This window comes from Pseudomonas sp. Lb2C2 (assembly GCF_052112205.1).
GTDB lineage: Bacteria > Pseudomonadota > Gammaproteobacteria > Pseudomonadales > Pseudomonadaceae > Aquipseudomonas > Aquipseudomonas kilonensis.
Genome location: NZ_JAUTYW010000003.1, coordinates 514,965 through 532,130, shown reverse-complemented (window position 1 = coordinate 532,130; position 17,166 = coordinate 514,965). Strand labels below are relative to the sequence as shown.

The window sequence follows — 17,166 nt, the reverse complement described above, 5'->3', positions numbered from 1 at the left end:
GGTCTCCTAAGGGATCGAATTACTGCGCGTTCGCAACGGCCGCCGGCGGCGTCCAGATCACGTCCTTGATGCTCAAGGGCTTGGGAATCAATTTGAGCTGATAGAAGCTGTCGGCAATTTTCTGCTGCGCCGCCACCACCTCCGGCGTGAGGAACAACGCCCCGTAGCCTTGGCGTTTCACCGCCGTCAGGGTGATGTCCGCCGGTAGGCCAAGCAGCGGCGATACTTGCTTGGTCACGTCTTCAGGGTTGGCCTTGGACCACTCCCCCACTGCCCGCACCTCTTCCACCAGCGTCGTAATGACCTGAGGATTTTTTTGCGCATAGGGTTTGGTGGCGAGGTAGAACTGGTGGTTGTCGACGATGCCTTTGCCGTCACGCAGGGTGCGTGCCTGCAACTGCTGTTCAGCGGCCGCCTGATACGGATCCCAGATCACCCAGGCGTCCACGCTGCCACGTTCGAACGCGGCGCGGGCGTCGGCCGGCGGCAGGAAAACGGTCTGGATATCGGAATATTTCAGACCGGCATCCTCCAACGCCCGCACCAGCAGGTAGTGGACATTGGAGCCTTTGTTCAGCACGACTTTCTTGCCCTTGAGATCTTGCACCGACTGGATGGCCGACCCCTTGGGCACCAGGATGGCCTCGCTGGTGGGCGCCGGTGGCTCGTAAGCGACGTAGAGCAGGTCGGCGCCTGCGGCCTGGGCGAACACCGGTGGGGTTTCACCGGTCACGCCAAAGTCGATGGAGCCGACGTTCAAGCCTTCAAGCAGCTGCGGGCCGCCGGGGAACTCGGTCCATTGCACGTCCACGCCTTGGGCTGCGAGGCGTTTTTCCAATGTTCCCTTGGCTTTGAGCAGCACCAGGGTGCCGTATTTCTGGTAACCGATCCGCAAGGTCTCGGCTTGAGCTTGAGTAATGACGCCGAGGGACACAGCCGCAGCAAACAGAGCGACCAGCCCGCGACGCAAAATGACAGTGCGCATGGCGCCTCTCCTTTTTGCTGTGGGGTTTTGGCTGCACCTGCTGGGCCGTTGGCGGCTGAGTAAGGTGAAGTTGAATCAGGGAGTAATCGGGTCAGATGCTCCAGCGAGCACTCAGCAAACGTTCGTTCAGTACACGAGGGTCCAGCGGCTTGGGCCGACGGGCCATGGCGCTGAAAAACTGTTCCAGCGCCTCGTCCAGACGTTGTTGCAATGCTGGCGTCAATTGCGCCTGGGCACTGCCTTCGCCATAAGCGATCTGGCTGTCCTCGGCAAAGATCCCATGGAGCATTTCCTGGGCCTTGAGCGCGGACAACACCGGCTTGAGGGCGTAATCCACCGCCAGCATGTGGGCGATGCTGCCGCCGGTTGCCATCGGCAACACCACTTTATGGGCCAGGGCGCGCTCAGGCAGCAGATCCAGCACAGTCTTCAGCGCACCGGAAAAAGACGCCTTGTACACCGGCGTGGCAATCAACAGGCCGTCGGCATTTTCGATCTGCTGGAGCAGGTCGACCACCTTCGGACTGTCGAAGCGGGCATGGAGCAGATCTTCGGCCGGGAAGTCGCGCACCTGATAGCTCACCACTTCCACACCTTGCTGCTGCAACCAGCGTTGCGAGCGCTCCAGCAGCACCCCGGAGCGGGAGCGTTGGCTGGGACTGCCACCGAGTAAGACGACCAACATGCCTGCTATTCCTTAACTGTCACGTGCGATTCGCGGTGGGCGATCTCGCTGCATGGGTCAAACCATAACAGGGGATCAATATATCTTTAAATCATATTTATTCATTTGGTTATGCGATTTTGAGATATGCAATTCACTTTCCTTGGCGCAATAAAAAAGGCCGTCGAAACGGCCAAAACCCTTGGTGCACAGTGTTCTCCCCTGTGGGAGCGAGCTTGCTCGCGATGGCGGTGTATCAGTCGACATCGACGTTGGCAGATCCGATGCCATCGCGAGCAAGCTCGCTCCCACAGGTTCAGGTGTTGCGTCAGCGATTGGGCTGCGGGGTCAGGCGCAGGTAAGGCTTCACGGCGCGGTAGCCCTTGGGAAAACGCTGCTTGAGTTCCTCTTCGTCCTTGAGCGACGGCACGATCACCACTTCATCACCGTCCTGCCAGTTGGCCGGGGTGGCGACTTTATAGTTGTCGGTCAATTGGAGCGAGTCGATCACCCGCAGGATCTCATTGAAATTGCGCCCGGTGCTGGCTGGGTAAGTAATGGTCAGGCGGATTTTCTTGTTCGGGTCTATCACGAACAAGGAGCGCACGGTCAGCGTGTCGCTGGCATTGGGATGAATCAGGTCGTACAGGTCGGACACCTTGCGGTCGGCGTCGGCCAGGATCGGAAAGTTGACCACGGCGTTCTGGGTCTCGTTGATGTCCTCGATCCACTTGTGGTGGGAGTCCACCGGGTCCACCGAGAGGGCAATGGCCTTGACCCCACGCTGGGCGAACTCGTCCTTGAGCTTGGCGGTGAGGCCCAACTCGGTGGTGCACACCGGGGTGAAGTCCGCCGGGTGGGAAAACAGCACGCCCCAGCTGTCACCGAGCCATTCGTGAAAGCGGATCTTGCCGGCGCTGGAATCCTGTTCGAAGTCGGGGGCGATGTCGCCGAGTCTGAGGCTCATGGTGCGGCTCCTGGATGAGGTTGTTGTGAGCCCAACTTTGCACCGGTTTCGATTGCTTTAAAAAGAATAAATATCCATTTATCTAGATCGATAGTGAATATAAAAAACTGTTCACTGGCGCCACAACGCATAGCGGCCCAAGATCATTTCCGAGGTTCGAGAAGGCCTCGAGTTGCTGAAAAGAGGAGAAGGTTCGGGGAAGGCTACAGGGGTGGGCCAGACCCGAAACGCAAAAGCCCCACCCGGCGTGCTGCCGGGCGGGGCTTTTTTTACTTCGCTACGTCTTACATGAAGTTGTAAGTGTAGTTGAAGATTACGCGAGTCTGATCCTGGTCATCGCCAACACCGCCGCTGCGGTAGCTACCGTGACGCACAGTAGTACCGAAGCCTTTCAACGCGCCCTGCTGGACTACGTAATCCACACGCATGTCGCGCTCCCACTCCGAGTATTCGCTTGTACCGGAGACTGTTTTGACGTCGTCACCACGCAGGTAGGAAACCGCAGCTTTCAGGCCTGGAACGCCCAGAGAAGCGAAATCGTAGGAGTATTGACCGAACGTGGTGTTTTCACCTGCACGGACAAACCCGTTGATCATGCTGTCGGTGAACAGGTAAAAGCTCGCGCCACCGGCACCTTCGGGGCGACCGTTGCCATCAACCACGTTGCCCTGGTTCAGGTAGACAAAGCCACCGTCATCGCCGACTTGCTGGTGACCCAACAGGAAGGCACTGCCGCCGAGGGTGTAAGTGAACATCGCGCTCCAGGTCTTGTTATCGACCTCACCCGGGTTCTTGGCATAGCCACTATTGTTGTTGAAGCGATAGCCCGCGTCGCCGTTACGGCCATCCGAGCTGCTGTCGAAGTAGCGCAGGTCGGTCTTGAAGGATTGACCTTCGCTGATCGGGAAAACGTGTACCGCGCCCAGGAAGTGCTGCTTGTAGTAATCCTGCAGGTTCGCGTAGTAGTACTGCAGGGTCAGGTCCTTAGTAACCTTCCAGTCAGCACCGGCAAAACGGAACTGGTTGCTTTCCTCGGTACCGCCCGCCACTGCCAGACCAGTGCTGTTGCTCGATGCACGACCTGTGGCGTGTTCCAACTGACCAGCGTTGAAAGTAACGTTGTCGATTTCCTTGGAGGTGATGGTGCCACCTTCAAAGGTCTGTGGCAGCAGACGGCTGTCGTTGGCAACCAGGATCGGCAGGTTTGGCGCCAGTGCGCCACCCACATGGGCTTCCGTCTTGGAGAACAGCGCCTTGACGTTACCCGACAAACGACTCCACTCATGTACCGCCGAACCATCAGTATCGGCTGGCATATAGGAGCCAGCGTTACGACCTCTCCCGCCATCGAGACGGATACCAACCAGTGCCTGAGCGTCGATACCGAAACCCACAACACCTTGCGTGAAGCCAGACTTGTAGTCGAACTTGAGGCCGGTGCCCGTTTCGCGCAGATCCTCGCTACCTGTTTCACGGTTGTCGTTGTTGAAATACAACGTACGAGAACTGACAGACGCCTTGCTGTCCTCGATAAAACCAGCGGCGCCTGCCTGCTGCGCCAGAACCCCAACAGCCACAGCCAGGGCCAAGGTGGACTTGTTCATGCTTCGCTCCTCTCGTTTTCTAATTCTTGTGTGTCTTTGGTTCCGGATCGAACGCCCGGAATCCGCGGATGCGCGATTAGCGCCAGACCGTAACTGACAAGTCAATCGTAAGCATTTATGACTACGACTATGGTCTAACCCCTCTACACCGGCCCGCAGGATAATGGATTCTTTATAATTCCAAAAAGAATTGTTTCAACAGTTTTCAGCTCGTTTCGACATATAAGTGCCATCACAGCACCATCAGGCCGTGACATGACTTATCGGCGACGCAGAGAATTACTGAACGATGATTCGTCGGGGATTTACGAGGCCCGCGAATTCTTGGCGGCGAGATCTGTTTGCGCGCCTCCTGCGCCTTCGATTCCTGTTCAAGACCGCTCGCGCATGCCGCGATCTTGACGTGTTCCAGACTAGCTGCTCATTGTCTGAAATCAAGAAGATCGCGACAGCGCGAGTTTGTCGCAGGCCGTCTACAAGGATTTTTCGAAGATCTTCGAATTGCGCTGGTAGTTGTAGAGCGAAGCCCGCGCCGCCGGCAGGCGCTCGACGCTGCTGGGCTCGAAACCACGTTCGCGGAACCAGTGAGCAGTCCGGGTCGTCAGTACGAACAACGTCTTGAGCCCTTGGGCACGGGCCCGGGTTTCGATCCGTTCCAGCAGTTCATCGCCGCGGCCACCGTGGCGGTATTCCGGGTTCACCGCCAGGCAGGCCAGTTCCCCGGCGTCCGAGTCGGCGATCTGGTACAGCGCCGCGCAGGCGATGATCATGCCTTCGCGCTCGACCACGCTGAACTGCTCGATCTCGCGCTCCAGCACTTCGCGGGAGCGACGCACCAGGATCCCCTGTTCTTCCAGGGGGCTGATCAGGTCCAGCAGGCCGCCGACGTCTTCGATGGCCGCTTCGCGCACCACCTCGAATTGCTCCTGGGCCACCAGCGTACCGCTACCATCGCGGGTGAACAGTTCAGCCAGCAGCGCACCGTTCTCGGCATAGCTGACGATATGGCTGCGCGCGACGCCACCCCGACAGGCCTGGGCCGCCGCATCCAGCAATTCGGCCTGATAGTCGCTGCCCAGGCGTTGCATGTGGGCCGGGACCTGTTGCGGGCGCAACTCGCGCACCAACCGCCCGTCTTCACCAATAAGCCCCTGCTCGGCACCGAACAGCAGCAGTTTGTCGGCCGCCAGGTCGATGGCTGCGCGGGTGGCAACGTCTTCACAGGCCAGGTTGAAGATCTCGCCGGTGGGCGAGTAACCCAACGGCGACAGCAGCACGATGGAGCGCTCGTCCAGCAGGCGATTGATGCCCTTGCGATCGACCCGGCGCACTTCGCCGGTGTGGTGATAGTCCACACCTTCGAGCACGCCGATGGGACGCGCGGTGACCAGGTTGCCGCTGGCGACCCGCAGCCGCGAGCCCTGCATGGGCGAGGACGCCATGTCCATGGACAGGCGTGCCTCAATGGCGATGCGCAACTGGCCGACCGCGTCGATCACGCACTCCAGCGTTGCCGCATCGGTGATGCGCATGCCGTGGTGATAATGCGGCGTGAGGCCCCGTGCAGCGAGGCGGGTCTCGATCTGCGGGCGCGAACCATGGACCAGCACCAGGCGCACGCCGAGGCTGTGCAGCAGCACCAGGTCATGGACGATGTTGCCGAAATTAGGGTGTTCCACCCCGTCGCCGGGCAGCATGACGATGAAGGTGCAATCGCGGTGGGCGTTGATGTAGGGCGAAGCGTGACGAAGCCAATTGACGTATTCGGGCATGAACCTGGACCTGTAATAAATAACAGCCAAAACAAAGACGAAACAGAACGCACAACGGGGCTGGTGGTTATCGTCGGAACAGGCTTGGCGACACGCGCGCTCTCCTCATGTGATGAATACGGCCCCGCAAGGGCGCAATTTAACCGGCCGTGGCCGGCGTCAGGCAGTAATGGCCGATCAACTGCCGCAACAACTGTACGGTAGGTTGCAGACGTGACATTTCAAGGTACTCGCCCGGCTGGTGGGCGCAGGCGATATCGCCAGGGCCGAGCACCAGGGTTTCGCAGCCAAGGCGCTGAAGATAAGGCGCTTCGGTGCCAAACGCCACTGCTTCGGCACGATGGCCGGTGAGTCGCTCGGCCACCCGTACCAGCTCGCAGTCTTCGGCCTGCTCGAAGGGTGGCACTTCGGGGAACAGCGGTGCGTAGTCGATCTTGACTTTATGGCGTTCGGCGATGGGGTCCAACTTCTGTTGGATCGCCGCCCGCAGCACCTGCGGGTCCATGCCCGGCAAGGGGCGCAGGTCGAATTCCATGGAGCACTGGCCGCAGATGCGGTTGGGATTGTCGCCACCATGGATGCAACCGAAGTTCAGCGTCGGTTGTGGCACGCTGAACTGCGGATTACGGAACTCACGCTGCCATTGCAGGCGCAGGCCGCGCAATTCGCCCATGGCATCGTGCATGGCTTCCAGCGCGCTGTGGCCCAGGCTCGGATCGGAGGAGTGACCGCTGCGCCCGAGAATGTCGATGCGCTCCATCATCACGCCTTTGTGCAGGCGAATCGGCCGCAGGCCGGTCGGCTCGCCGATCACCGCCGCGCGCCCCAGTGGTCCGCCGGCATCGGCCAGGGCACGGGCGCCGGCCATGGAGCTTTCTTCGTCACAGGTCGCGAGGATCAGCAATGGTTGCTTGAACGGTTGGTCCAGCAGCGGCTTGACCGCTTCGATGGCCAAGGCGAAAAAACCCTTCATGTCACAACTGCCCAGGCCGACCCAGCGGCCATCGACCTCGGTGAGCTTCAGCGGATCGGTCTGCCACAACGCGCCGTCGAACGGCACCGTGTCACTGTGGCCAGCCAGCACCAGGCCGCCGGGACCGCTGCCAAAACTGGCCAGCAGGTTGAATTTGCCAGGGCTGACCTGCTGGATATCACAGCAGAACCCAAGCTCGGAGAGCCAGCCTGCCAGCAGCTCGATCACGGCACTGTTGGACTGGTCCAGCCCAGGCTGGGTGCAACTGACCGAAGGTGCGGCGATCAGGGCAGCGAATTGATCTTTCATGGACGGCAAAGGCATCGCTGACTCCGGGCTTACAGATTGACGTTCATCATAGAACCATCTGGACCCAGGAATAAACCTAGGGCGAGTGAGTCCTGTACACTGCACGGCCTTGGCAGCCACACCTTCCCCCGGCTGCACACCCGATCCCTGGATTTTCCGGCCATGCAGAAAGAAACCGAAATCAAACTCCGCGTCAGCCGCGAGACCCTGGCAGCCTTGCGCGAGCATCCGCTGCTGAAAAAACGCAACAAGAGTGGCTGGGAACGCCACGAACTGATGAACCAGTATTTCGACACGCCGGAGCGTGACCTGGCCCAGGCCAAGGTCGCCCTGCGTCTGCGCCGCGACGGCGAAGAGGTGATCCAGACCCTCAAGACCCGCGGCCAGAGCGTCGCCGGCCTGTCCGAGCGCAACGAGTACGACTGGCACCTGCCCAAGGCCAAGCTCGACCTGAAGAAGCTCGACGGCGAGTGCTGGCCCGAGGCCTTGGCCGAACTGGACAAGAAAACCCTCAAGGCCATCTTCACCACCGATTTCGTTCGCGAGCGCGCTGAAATCGCTTGGGGCCGTGGCAAAAGCAAGGTGGTCATCGAAGCCGCCCTGGACCTGGGCCATGTGGTGGTCGGCAAGCAGAAGGAAGAAATCTGCGAGCTGGAGCTGGAGCTGCGCGAAGGCGAGCCCGCCGCCCTGCTGGAACTGGCCGCCGAGCTGGCCGCGACCCTGCCCTTGATGCCCTGCGACATCAGCAAGGCCGAGCGTGGCTATCGCCTGTATGACGCGGGCAGCTACGCCCTGAGCCTGCCGGCCCCGCAACTGACCGCCGAAACGCCGCTGGATGACGCCTTCGCCGCGCTGAGCTGGCATTTGCTCGGCAGCAGCCAACGCCTGGCCGAGCAATACCGTTTCAACGGCCACTGGCGCCTGCTGCAGGACTGGGTGGAAAACCTCGCCGAACTGCGTGCCCTGCTCAGCAGCCTCGGCCAGGCCGCGCCGCGTCAATCGACCCACGACTTGCGCCTGGCCCTGGACGCGTTGCTGGAAGACTGGCGCCCACTGGTCCAGGCCGGCCTGGATGACGAAGACGTGCGCAAGGCGGCGCCGGAACAGTTCCTTGAAGAGCTGCAAGACCCGCGCTGGGGCCTGTTTTCCCTCAACACTTCACGCTGGCTGCTGGCTCGCAGCTGGGCCGCCGAGCGCAACACCCGTGGCAATCGCCAGGGCGCGGCGCAACTGGGCAGTTGGCTGCCACGCCTGCTCGGCGAAGAATCCTCGTCCCTGCAACTGCAACGCTATCAGCAGCAGCCGGAAGACCTGGCCGAGCAATTGCCACGTATCGAGCGCATCCAGGCCTGGCTGCACCACGCCCGCCATGTGCTGGAGATCCCGGAAATGGATCGCCTCTACGGCGAGCTGAACAAACTGGCGCAACTGGCCAATCAACCGATCACCGACGAAACGCTGGATGCGCGCAAGCAACAGGCGATTGCGGTTTACCAGAATCGGGCCTGGAAGACTTTGTTGCGCCTGTAATATCGCCATCGCGAGCAGGCTCGCTCCCACATTGGATCAGTGTTGTACACACATCTTGTGGCCACTGAAGATCAACTGTGGGAGCAAGCTTGCTCGCGATGAGGCCAGCACAAACACCGCAAAAACAAGCTCAGCGCAGCACCGGCAAGCTCGTCGTCGACTTGATCTCCGACAGCGCCACGATCGAGTTCACTTCCTGGATCCCCGGCACCATCGACAGCTTTTCGAAAAAGAATCGCTCATACGCCTCGATATCCGCCGTGACGATGCGCAACAGAAAATCCACCGCCCCCATCAGCACGTAACACTCCAGCACTTCGGGGAAGCCGCGGATCGCCTCGGTGAATTCGGTGAAGTTGGAACGGCCGTGGGCATTGAGCTTGATTTCGGCGAAAATCTGCGTGTTGAGGCCGATTTTCTTGCGATCCAGCAACGTCACCTGGCCGCGAATGATGCCCTCCTCCTTCATCCGCTGGATCCGTCGCCAGCATGGCGATTGAGACAGGCCGACCTGTTCGGCGATCTGCGCACTGGACAGCGAGGCATCCTCCTGCAGCAGCGCCAGTATCCTGCGGTCGTAGCTATCCAGTTCGCTGTGCATGATCAAACCCGAAATGATTGATTTAGAGAATCAAGCGATTCAAAACATCGCCAGAATCACTCATCTTAGATAAGAAATACCCCGGCTCGCATGTAAATATTTCTCCCGCCACCAAGGAGACCGAACATGCCCCCACTCGAAGCCGTTGCCATAGCCCCGACCCGCGCCGATGTCTGGCATGTCGCCAATACTCATTGCCGGGTGCGATACCAGATGTTGGCCGAAGCCGAGCCGGATTTACTGTGCAGGGCGTTGAACCTGTTCGCCTTGCAGGGCCTGACGCCGCAGCAGGTTCATGTCGAGCGCCTCGACGATGCGCTGTCGCTGGACATCGTCATGGATGGGCTGAGCTGGCACCGTGCCCAGGTCATCGCTGAAAAATTACGTAACCTGATCAGCGTCTGTTCGGTGGACCTGCAAGACGCTGATATTGCGCACGTTGGGCCGGCCCACGCAGCGGGATGAGCTACCACGGGCAAGATTTCGCAACGCATTGGTCGGGTAGTGGCCCAACGGTCTACAGCGTCGGGACTATTCTTTTGCAGACCTAGCGAGGACGCCGAGGCGTCTGTATCGCGGCTTTGCTGCAATTGTCCAATAGGAACCCGCATGTCCACCAAACACGCCACTCAGGACCGCTGGCTGGACCTCAACGATCTGCTGCGCCAACTGGTCAGCCAGGGCCTCATCAGCCAGGATTCAGCCGAAACAGCGCTGAACGCCCGCCGACGCCACAGCGCCAATAGCCAGTTGCATCCGCTGGAGTTCATCGCCAACCAGCACCTGGACGACCTCAGCCGCCCCGGCAAGCGCCTGGACCTGGAGAACCTGACCCTGTGGTTGTCCCAGCAGGCCGGCCAGCCCTACATGCGCATCGACCCGTTGAAAATCAACGTCGCGGCCGTGACGCCCTTGATGTCCTATGCCTTTGCCCAGCGCCACAAGATCCTTGCGGTGGCGGTCGATCGTGACGCCGTCACCGTCGCCAGCGCACAGCCCTACGTCAACAGCTGGGAAGCCGACCTGACCCACGTGCTCAAGCTGCCGATCAAGCGGGTGATCGCCAACCCGGTGGACATCCAGCGCTTGAGCGTGGAGTTCTATCGCCTGGCCAAATCGGTCAGCGGCGCCACCACAGTCGATCAGCAGCCGAGCAACCTGAGCAATTTCGAACAGTTGCTCAACCTCGGCGCCAGCGACCAGGAGCCGGACGCCAACGACGCCCACATCGTCAATATTGTCGACTGGCTGTTCCAGTACGCCTTCCAGCAGCGCGCCAGTGACATCCACATCGAACCGCGCCGCGAACAGGGCACCGTGCGGTTTCGCATCGACGGCGTGCTGCACACCGTCTATCAGTTCCCGCCGCAGGTCACGATGGCGATCGTCAGCCGCCTCAAGAGCCTGGGGCGGATGAACGTCGCGGAAAAACGCAAACCCCAGGACGGCCGGGTCAAGACCAAGACCCCGGACGGCGGCGAAGTGGAATTGCGCCTGTCGACCTTGCCCACGGCGTTCGGCGAAAAAATGGTCATGCGGATCTTCGACCCGGAAGTGCTGCTCAAGGACTTCGACCAACTCGGCTTCTCCGCCGACGACCTGCGCCGCTGGCAGGACATGACCCGCCAGCCCAACGGCATCATCCTGGTGACCGGGCCCACCGGTTCCGGCAAGACCACCACGCTCTATACCACCCTCAAGAAGCTGGCGACGCCGGAAGTGAACCTCTGCACCATCGAGGACCCGATTGAAATGGTCGAGGCGTCCTTCAACCAGATGCAGGTCCAGCACAACATCGACCTGAGCTTCGCCGCCGGGGTGCGGGCGCTGATGCGGCAAGACCCGGACATCATCATGATCGGTGAGATCCGCGACCTGGAGACTGCCGAGATGGCGATCCAGGCGGCGCTCACCGGGCACCTTGTGCTGTCGACGCTGCACACCAACGACGCGCCGAGCGCCATCAGCCGCCTGCTGGAGCTGGGTGTGCCCCATTACCTGATCAAGGCCACCGTGCTCGGAGTCATGGCCCAGCGATTGGTGCGCACCTTGTGCCCGCAATGCAAGGCCCCCCTGGCCCTGGATGAAGATGACTGGCAAACCCTGACGCGGCCCTGGCAAGCGCCACTGCCGAGCAACGCCCAACAGGCCGTCGGTTGCCTGGAATGCCGTGACACCGGTTACCGCGGCCGCGCCGGCGTCTACGAAATCATGCAACTGACCGACAGCGTCAAGGCCTTGATCCACCCCGACACCGACCTGCTGGCCGTGCGCCGCCAGGCATTCAAGGAAGGCATGCGCAGCCTGCGCCTGTCGGGGGCGCAAAAGGTGGCGGCGGGCTTGACCACGGTCGAGGAAGTGCTGCGGGTTACGCCACAGAGCGAGCAGAAGTAGTTGTGGCAGCACCTGTGGCGAGAGGCTGTGGGAGCAAGGCTTGCCCACGATGAAAATGACGCGGTCTCCCAGGAAAGCAAGGCGCCTGCATCGCGAGCAAGCTTTGCTCCCACAGAGTGATGATAATGGCAGCGTGCCCTACACTCAGGGCTCGCAGGTCCATCTCAATTCGCACAGGGAACCGTCATGCAGATCGGCAGTGTACTTTTACTTTTCATCGGCCTCGTGGTCGCCATCCTGTTCATGGGCTTCAAGGTCGTACCCCAGGGCTACCAATGGACCGTCGAGCGGTTCGGCCGCTACACCAACACGCTCAAGCCCGGCCTGAACATCATCATCCCGGTGATGGATCGCATCGGGCGCAAGATCAATGTCATGGAAAGCGTGCTGGACATCCCGCCCCAGGAAGTCATCACTGCCGACAACGCCACGGTACAGATCGACGCCGTGTGTTTCTTCCAGGTGGTCAATACAGCCCAGGCGGCCTACGAGGTCAACAACCTCGAACACGCCATCCGCAACCTGCTGCAAACCAATATCCGCACCGTGCTGGGGTCCATGGAGCTGGACGCGATGTTGAGCCAGCGCGACGGTATAAACGAAAAACTGCTGCGCACCGTCGATGAAGCCACAGCGCCGTGGGGGATCAAGATCACCCGGATCGAGATCAAGGACATCAGCCCGCCGGCCGACCTGATGGCCGCCATGTCGGGGCAAATGAAAGCCGAACGTATCAAGCGCGCCCAGATCCTCGAAGCCGAGGGCCTGCGCGCGTCGGCGATTCTCACCGCCGAAGGCAAGAAGCAGGCGCAAATCCTCGAGGCCGAAGGCAGCCGCCAGGCCGCGTTCCTGGAATCCGAGGCCCGCGAGCGCCAGGCACAAGCCGAAGCGCTGGCCACCCAGGTGGTGTCCCAGGCGATTGCCGACGGCAACGTCCAGGCCGTGAACTACTTTGTCGCGCAGAAATACATCGATGCGCTGGGCAAATTGGCTTCGGCCAACAACAGCAAGGTGATCCTGATGCCGCTGGAAGCCAGCCAGGTCATCGGTGCGGTCGGCGGCATCGGCGAGATCGTCAGGGCCACCTTCGACAGCAAGAAAGCCTGAGGCGCGCATATGTGGGTGTTCCTGCAAAACATGTCGTACTGGGACTGGCTGGCGCTGGGCGTCATCCTGCTGATCCTTGAAGTGTTCGGCGCCGGCGGCTACTTGCTGTGGATCGGCATGGCCGCCGCAGCGGTCGGCGTGCTCACCTTCATCCTGCCGCAGATGCCGTGGGAGCTGCAGTTCCTGTTGTTCGGCCTGTTCGCCATCGCAACAGCGCTGTACTGGTGGCGACGCCAGCGCAGCGCGGTGCGCGAAAGCGATCAGCCGCACCTGAACCTGCGCGGGCAGGAGCTGATCGGCAAGGTCTTCCAGGTTCATGAAGCGATTGTCGATGGCCGCGGCAAGATCAAGGTGGCCGACAGCGTCTGGCTGGCCAAGGGGCCCGAGTCGTCCGTGGGCACGCGGGTCAGGGTGGTGGCGCAGGATGGCGCGGTGCTGCAGGTGGAACGGGCTGACTGAGAAGTCATGGAACTGAACAGAGGCGCAGGTAATCCAACGTCATAGTTAACCCAGTGGAGTCACCTATCATGCGTCTCAAACTTGCTGTCGCTACCCTAGCCTTGTTGTCTCTTCCTGTTGGCTCGGCAATGGCCGACACGTTTTGGCGTAACGTCATCTCATCCGGTGCGACCACCGGTTCCACCTACCTGACCTTCAAGGATAACAAGCTGATCGTCGCGGCCCAGGACGACGCCGGTAGCTTCGTCGCCAGTGACGGCGGTATTCGTGGCCCCTACCTGGAAGCGGCAATGCAGAAAGTGCGTGCCGACAACCCAGGCCTGCAAGCCACCGACATGGAACTGGCCAACGCGATCCTGGCGAAAAACGCCGTCGCCCAGGACTGATTCCCGGCCAATAAAAAATGCCGCTCGATGGGAGCGGCATTTTTTTGCCCGAAAATATTATCAGGCTGTACGCAGTACCCTGTGTGGGAGCGGGTTATTCGCCGATAGCGGACTTGTAGCCTGCTGCATCAAGCAACTTGCCCACCTCAGCCTTGTCACTTGGCTTGAGCTTGAAGATCCAGGCGCCGTATGGATCAGAGTTCAGCAGTTCCGGCGAACCGCCCAACTCTTCGTTGACCGCAATCACTTCACCGGCAATCGGCGAGTAGATGTCGGAAGCGGCCTTGACCGACTCGACCACACCGGCCTGGTCACCTGCGGCAAAAGTCTTACCGACTTCAGTCAGCTCGACGAATACCACATCGCCCAAGGCTTCCTGCGCATGATCGCTGATGCCCACGGTGACGGTACCGTCAGCTTCCAGGCGTGCCCACTCATGGCTTTCGGCAAAACGCAGTTCGGCAGGGATATCACTCATATTCTGTGTCCTCAAGAGAAAGTGTCAGCGGCCAGCGGCCCGCCGCAAAAGGTTAGATCAGGGTTTTGCCATGGCGGACGAAGGTCGGTTTGACCACCCGTACCGGGTACCACTTGCCGCGAATTTCTACCTCGGCACGGTCGGCGGTAGCCATCGGAACCCGTGCCAGGGCGATCGACTTGCTAAGCGTAGGAGAAAAACTACCACTGGTGATCTCCCCTTCGCCAACATTGGCGATGCGAACCACCTGATGGGCGCGCAAAACACCCCGCTCTTCCAGCACCAGCCCGACCAATTTGTGCTGCACACCGCTGGCAAGCTCGGCTTCCAACGCACTGCGCCCAATGAACTGACGGCTGGCCGGTTCCCAGGCGATGCTCCAGGCCATGTTCGAGGCCAGCGGCGAAACGTCTTGGTGAATGTCCTGGCCGTAGAGGTTCATGCCGGCCTCCAGGCGCAGGGTATCGCGGGCGCCGAGGCCGATGGGCGAAATGCCGGCGCCTACCAGGTCGTTGAAGAAACTCGGGGCTTCCTGGGCGGGCAGGACGATTTCCAGGCCATCTTCGCCGGTGTAGCCGGTCCGGGCGATGAACCATTCGCCGTCGGCGCGACCCTCGAAAGGCTTGAGTTGCTGGATAATTTGCCCGCGCGGTTGCGTCACCAGTTCGGCAATCTTCTGCCGGGCCTGGGGCCCTTGGATCGCCAGCATCGCCAGTTCGGGACGCTCATGCAGTTGCACATCGTAGCCACCGAGCTGTGCCTGCATCCAGGCCAGGTCCTGATCTCGGGTCGAGGCGTTGAAGACCAGCCGATAGCCGTCCTCGACCCGGTAGATGATCATGTCGTCGACGATGCCGCCGCGCTCATTGAGCATCGCGCTGTACAAGGCACTGCCTGTGTCTTGCAAACGATCGACGTCATTGGCCAGCAAACGCTGAAGCCAGACCTTGGCCTGGACGCCTGCGACATCGATCACGGTCATGTGGGAGACATCGAACACACCGCAGTCGCGACGCACCTGATGGTGTTCCTCGACTTGCGAGCCGTAGTGCAAAGGCATATCCCAACCGCCAAAATCGACCATCTTCGCGCCGAGGGCGAGATGAAGGTCATACAGAGGCGTACGCTGTCCCATGGGTTTCTCCTTCCGGGCTTGGCGAAGGTGCGGACGGGCACTGCGTAGCGCGAACGCCTGAAAAAAGGAGTTTTCTGACGTTCTCAGTTGCCCGGTCCGACAGACGGACCGCACCGAATGCCGCGCATTGTAGCCGCATGAGGTAGGACTGACACCTAGCTGTTTCGATGGGCCGAACGTCGTATCAATCCGATGACCGGCAACAACCCCACCAATACCAACGTCAGCGCCGGCAACGCGGCCCGGGCCCACTCCCCTTCGCTGGTCATCTCGAAGATCCGCACCGCCAGCGTGTCCCAGCCGAACGGGCGCATCAGCAGGGTCGCGGGCATTTCCTTGAGCACGTCGACGAACACCAGCAACCCCGCGCTCAAGGTACCGGGCAACAGCAACGGCAGATACACTTTGAAAAACAGTCGTGGCCCACTGACCCCAAGGCTGCGTGCCGCCTCGGGCAACGACGGACGAATTCGCGCCAGGCTGCTCTCCAGCGGACCGTAGGCCACGGCCAGGAAGCGCACCAGGTACGCCAGCAGCAGCGCCGACAGGCTACCCAGCAACAACGGCTTGCCTGCACCGCCAAGCCAGGTCGACAGCGGGATGACCAGTTCACGGTCCAGGTAGCTGAATGCAAGCATGATCGACACCGCCAGCACCGAACCGGGCAAGGCATAGCCCAGGTTCGCCAGGCCGACACCGGCACGAATCGGACGGGTTGGCGCCAGCCGTCGGGCGAACGCCAGCAGCAAGGCCACGCAAACGGTGATCAGCGCGGCCAGGCCGCCCAGGTAGAGGGTGTGGACGATCAGCCCGGCATAACGCTCGTCCAGGTCGAAACGACCGCGCTGCCAGAACCACACCAGCAACTGCAGCACCGGAATGACAAACGCGCAGGCAAACACCAGGAAGCACCAACTGCTGGCTGCCACGGCCTTGAGGCCGCGCAACGTGTACAAGGCCTTGACCCGGGGTCGCTCGTTACTGGCTCGGTGGGCACCACGGGCCCGACGTTCGCCGTAGAGCACCAGCATCACCGCCAGTAACAGCAGGCTGGCCAGTTGGGCAGCGCTGGAGAGGCTGAAGAAGCCATACCAGGTCTTGTAGATCGCGGTGGTAAAGGTGTCGAAGTTGAACACCGACACCGCGCCGAAATCCGCCAGGGTCTCCATCAGCGCCAGCGCCACGCCTGCACCGATGGCCGGCCGGGCCATCGGCAGCGCCACACGCCAGAACGCCTGCCACGGCGACTGCCCGAGTACCCGGGCGGCTTCCATCAAGCCCTTGCCCTGGGCCAGGAAGGCACTGCGCGCCAGCAGATAGACGTAAGGGTAGAAGACCAGCACCAGCACCAGGATCACCCCGCCGGTGGAGCGGACCCGGGGCAGGCGCAAGCCGCTGCCGAACCATTCACGCATCAGCGTCTGCACGGGGCCGGCAAAATCCAGCAGGCCAACGAAGACAAACGCCAACACATAGGCTGGAATCGCAAACGGCAGCATCAACGCCCAGTCGAGCCAACGTCGTCCGGGGAACTCACACAGACTGGTGAGCCAGGCAAGACTGACGCCCAGCAACGTCACCCCGATACCCACACCAAGGATCAACGTGAGGGTGTTGCCCAACAAGCGTGGCATTTGCGTATCCCACAAGTGGGACCATATCTGCTGATCAACGCTCTGCCAGGACAGCAGCAAGACGCTCAAGGGCAACAGGACCAGCGCGGCAATGGCAAAGACCAGGGGGTACCAACGGCGTTGGGCGGGGTGGGCCAAGGGGTGCTCTCGTTTAAATGATGATGCCCG

The 17,166-nt window shown here is 61.1% G+C and carries 16 protein-coding genes; 6 read left to right on the top strand and 10 right to left on the bottom strand.

Annotated features, from left to right (window positions below):
* Positions 1 to 19: 19 nt before the first annotated feature.
* The 6 genes from Q7F16_RS10685 to argE all read right to left on the bottom strand — a co-directional run bounded on the left by Q7F16_RS10685 (position 20) and on the right by argE (position 7,289).
* Complete coding sequence (locus Q7F16_RS10685) at positions 20 to 985, bottom strand: sulfonate ABC transporter substrate-binding protein (protein WP_014340751.1); 966 nt, start codon at positions 983 to 985, stop codon at positions 20 to 22.
* Between the two features lie 91 nt (positions 986 to 1,076).
* Positions 1,077 to 1,670 carry an NADPH-dependent FMN reductase gene (ssuE, locus tag Q7F16_RS10680; protein ID WP_409555761.1) on the bottom strand — a complete coding sequence of 198 codons (594 nt, stop codon included), beginning with the start codon at positions 1,668 to 1,670 and terminating at the stop codon, positions 1,077 to 1,079.
* 307 nt (positions 1,671 to 1,977) lie between these two features.
* Positions 1,978 to 2,616, bottom strand: coding sequence for a peroxiredoxin (locus Q7F16_RS10675; RefSeq protein ID WP_024617266.1), 639 nt, complete (start codon positions 2,614 to 2,616; stop codon positions 1,978 to 1,980).
* A 284-nt stretch (positions 2,617 to 2,900) separates the two neighbouring features.
* Positions 2,901 to 4,220 carry an OprD family outer membrane porin gene (locus Q7F16_RS10670; RefSeq protein ID WP_046063205.1) on the bottom strand — a complete coding sequence of 440 codons (1,320 nt, stop codon included), beginning with the start codon at positions 4,218 to 4,220 and terminating at the stop codon, positions 2,901 to 2,903.
* A gap of 473 nt (positions 4,221 to 4,693) precedes the next feature.
* Positions 4,694 to 5,992, bottom strand: a complete 1,299-nt coding sequence (gene argA / locus Q7F16_RS10665; protein WP_045157255.1) for an amino-acid N-acetyltransferase — start codon at positions 5,990 to 5,992, stop codon at positions 4,694 to 4,696.
* A 139-nt stretch (positions 5,993 to 6,131) separates the two neighbouring features.
* A complete protein-coding gene (gene argE, locus Q7F16_RS10660) occupies positions 6,132 to 7,289 on the bottom strand; it encodes an acetylornithine deacetylase (protein ID WP_409555760.1) in 1,158 nt (385 codons plus the stop codon).
* Positions 7,290 to 7,436: 147 nt separating this feature from the next.
* Here argE and Q7F16_RS10655 point away from each other — a divergent pair, with 147 nt between their 5' ends.
* On the top strand, positions 7,437 to 8,804 hold the full coding sequence (locus Q7F16_RS10655) for a CYTH domain-containing protein (protein WP_013694509.1): 1,368 nt from the start codon (positions 7,437 to 7,439) through the stop codon (positions 8,802 to 8,804).
* Between the two features lie 130 nt (positions 8,805 to 8,934).
* Here Q7F16_RS10655 and Q7F16_RS10650 read toward each other — a convergent pair whose 3' ends face one another.
* Complete coding sequence (locus tag Q7F16_RS10650) at positions 8,935 to 9,405, bottom strand: Lrp/AsnC family transcriptional regulator (RefSeq protein ID WP_018610608.1); 471 nt, start codon at positions 9,403 to 9,405, stop codon at positions 8,935 to 8,937.
* Between the two features lie 126 nt (positions 9,406 to 9,531).
* Between Q7F16_RS10650 and Q7F16_RS10645 the strand changes: the two genes are divergently transcribed.
* From Q7F16_RS10645 to Q7F16_RS10625, 5 genes are all read left to right on the top strand, one after another.
* Positions 9,532 to 9,870, top strand: a complete 339-nt coding sequence (locus Q7F16_RS10645; protein WP_046063203.1) for a hypothetical protein — start codon at positions 9,532 to 9,534, stop codon at positions 9,868 to 9,870.
* A gap of 144 nt (positions 9,871 to 10,014) precedes the next feature.
* Positions 10,015 to 11,799, top strand: coding sequence for a GspE/PulE family protein (locus Q7F16_RS10640; RefSeq protein ID WP_046063202.1), 1,785 nt, complete (start codon positions 10,015 to 10,017; stop codon positions 11,797 to 11,799).
* A gap of 186 nt (positions 11,800 to 11,985) precedes the next feature.
* The gene (locus tag Q7F16_RS10635) at positions 11,986 to 12,906 is read left to right on the top strand and encodes an SPFH domain-containing protein (protein WP_014340768.1); all 921 of its coding nucleotides are present in this window, start codon (positions 11,986 to 11,988) and stop codon (positions 12,904 to 12,906) included.
* 9 nt (positions 12,907 to 12,915) lie between these two features.
* Positions 12,916 to 13,365, top strand: coding sequence for an NfeD family protein (locus Q7F16_RS10630; RefSeq protein WP_077507237.1), 450 nt, complete (start codon positions 12,916 to 12,918; stop codon positions 13,363 to 13,365).
* Positions 13,366 to 13,430: 65 nt separating this feature from the next.
* A complete protein-coding gene (locus tag Q7F16_RS10625) occupies positions 13,431 to 13,751 on the top strand; it encodes a DUF2388 domain-containing protein (RefSeq protein WP_172436019.1) in 321 nt (106 codons plus the stop codon).
* Between the two features lie 94 nt (positions 13,752 to 13,845).
* On the opposite strand, the gene gcvH is transcribed toward Q7F16_RS10625, so the two are convergent.
* From gcvH to Q7F16_RS10610, 3 genes are all read right to left on the bottom strand, one after another.
* Complete coding sequence (gene gcvH, locus Q7F16_RS10620; RefSeq protein ID WP_079303018.1) at positions 13,846 to 14,229, bottom strand: glycine cleavage system protein GcvH; 384 nt, start codon at positions 14,227 to 14,229, stop codon at positions 13,846 to 13,848.
* 52 nt (positions 14,230 to 14,281) lie between these two features.
* Complete coding sequence (gcvT, locus tag Q7F16_RS10615; protein ID WP_079303019.1) at positions 14,282 to 15,364, bottom strand: glycine cleavage system aminomethyltransferase GcvT; 1,083 nt, start codon at positions 15,362 to 15,364, stop codon at positions 14,282 to 14,284.
* Positions 15,365 to 15,519: 155 nt separating this feature from the next.
* On the bottom strand, positions 15,520 to 17,136 hold the full coding sequence (locus Q7F16_RS10610; protein WP_095961907.1) for an ABC transporter permease: 1,617 nt from the start codon (positions 17,134 to 17,136) through the stop codon (positions 15,520 to 15,522).
* Positions 17,137 to 17,166 lie beyond the last annotated feature (30 nt).

Bases quoted from the DNA above. Each gene is read 5' to 3' on its own strand.
- Q7F16_RS10685 (WP_014340751.1), bottom strand. From the start codon at position 985: ATGCGCACTGTCATTTTGCGTCGCGGGCTGGTCGCTCTGTTTGCTGCG.
- ssuE (WP_409555761.1), bottom strand. From the start codon at position 1,670: ATGTTGGTCGTCTTACTCGGTGGCAGTCCCAGCCAACGCTCCCGCTCC.
- Q7F16_RS10675 (WP_024617266.1), bottom strand. From the start codon at position 2,616: ATGAGCCTCAGACTCGGCGACATCGCCCCCGACTTCGAACAGGATTCC.
- Q7F16_RS10670 (WP_046063205.1), bottom strand. From the start codon at position 4,220: ATGAACAAGTCCACCTTGGCCCTGGCTGTGGCTGTTGGGGTTCTGGCG.
- argA (WP_045157255.1), bottom strand. From the start codon at position 5,992: ATGCCCGAATACGTCAATTGGCTTCGTCACGCTTCGCCCTACATCAAC.
- argE (WP_409555760.1), bottom strand. From the start codon at position 7,289: ATGCCTTTGCCGTCCATGAAAGATCAATTCGCTGCCCTGATCGCCGCA.
- Q7F16_RS10655 (WP_013694509.1), top strand. From the start codon at position 7,437: ATGCAGAAAGAAACCGAAATCAAACTCCGCGTCAGCCGCGAGACCCTG.
- Q7F16_RS10650 (WP_018610608.1), bottom strand. From the start codon at position 9,405: ATGCACAGCGAACTGGATAGCTACGACCGCAGGATACTGGCGCTGCTG.
- Q7F16_RS10645 (WP_046063203.1), top strand. From the start codon at position 9,532: ATGCCCCCACTCGAAGCCGTTGCCATAGCCCCGACCCGCGCCGATGTC.
- Q7F16_RS10640 (WP_046063202.1), top strand. From the start codon at position 10,015: ATGTCCACCAAACACGCCACTCAGGACCGCTGGCTGGACCTCAACGAT.
- Q7F16_RS10635 (WP_014340768.1), top strand. From the start codon at position 11,986: ATGCAGATCGGCAGTGTACTTTTACTTTTCATCGGCCTCGTGGTCGCC.
- Q7F16_RS10630 (WP_077507237.1), top strand. From the start codon at position 12,916: ATGTGGGTGTTCCTGCAAAACATGTCGTACTGGGACTGGCTGGCGCTG.
- gcvH (WP_079303018.1), bottom strand. From the start codon at position 14,229: ATGAGTGATATCCCTGCCGAACTGCGTTTTGCCGAAAGCCATGAGTGG.
- gcvT (WP_079303019.1), bottom strand. From the start codon at position 15,364: ATGGGACAGCGTACGCCTCTGTATGACCTTCATCTCGCCCTCGGCGCG.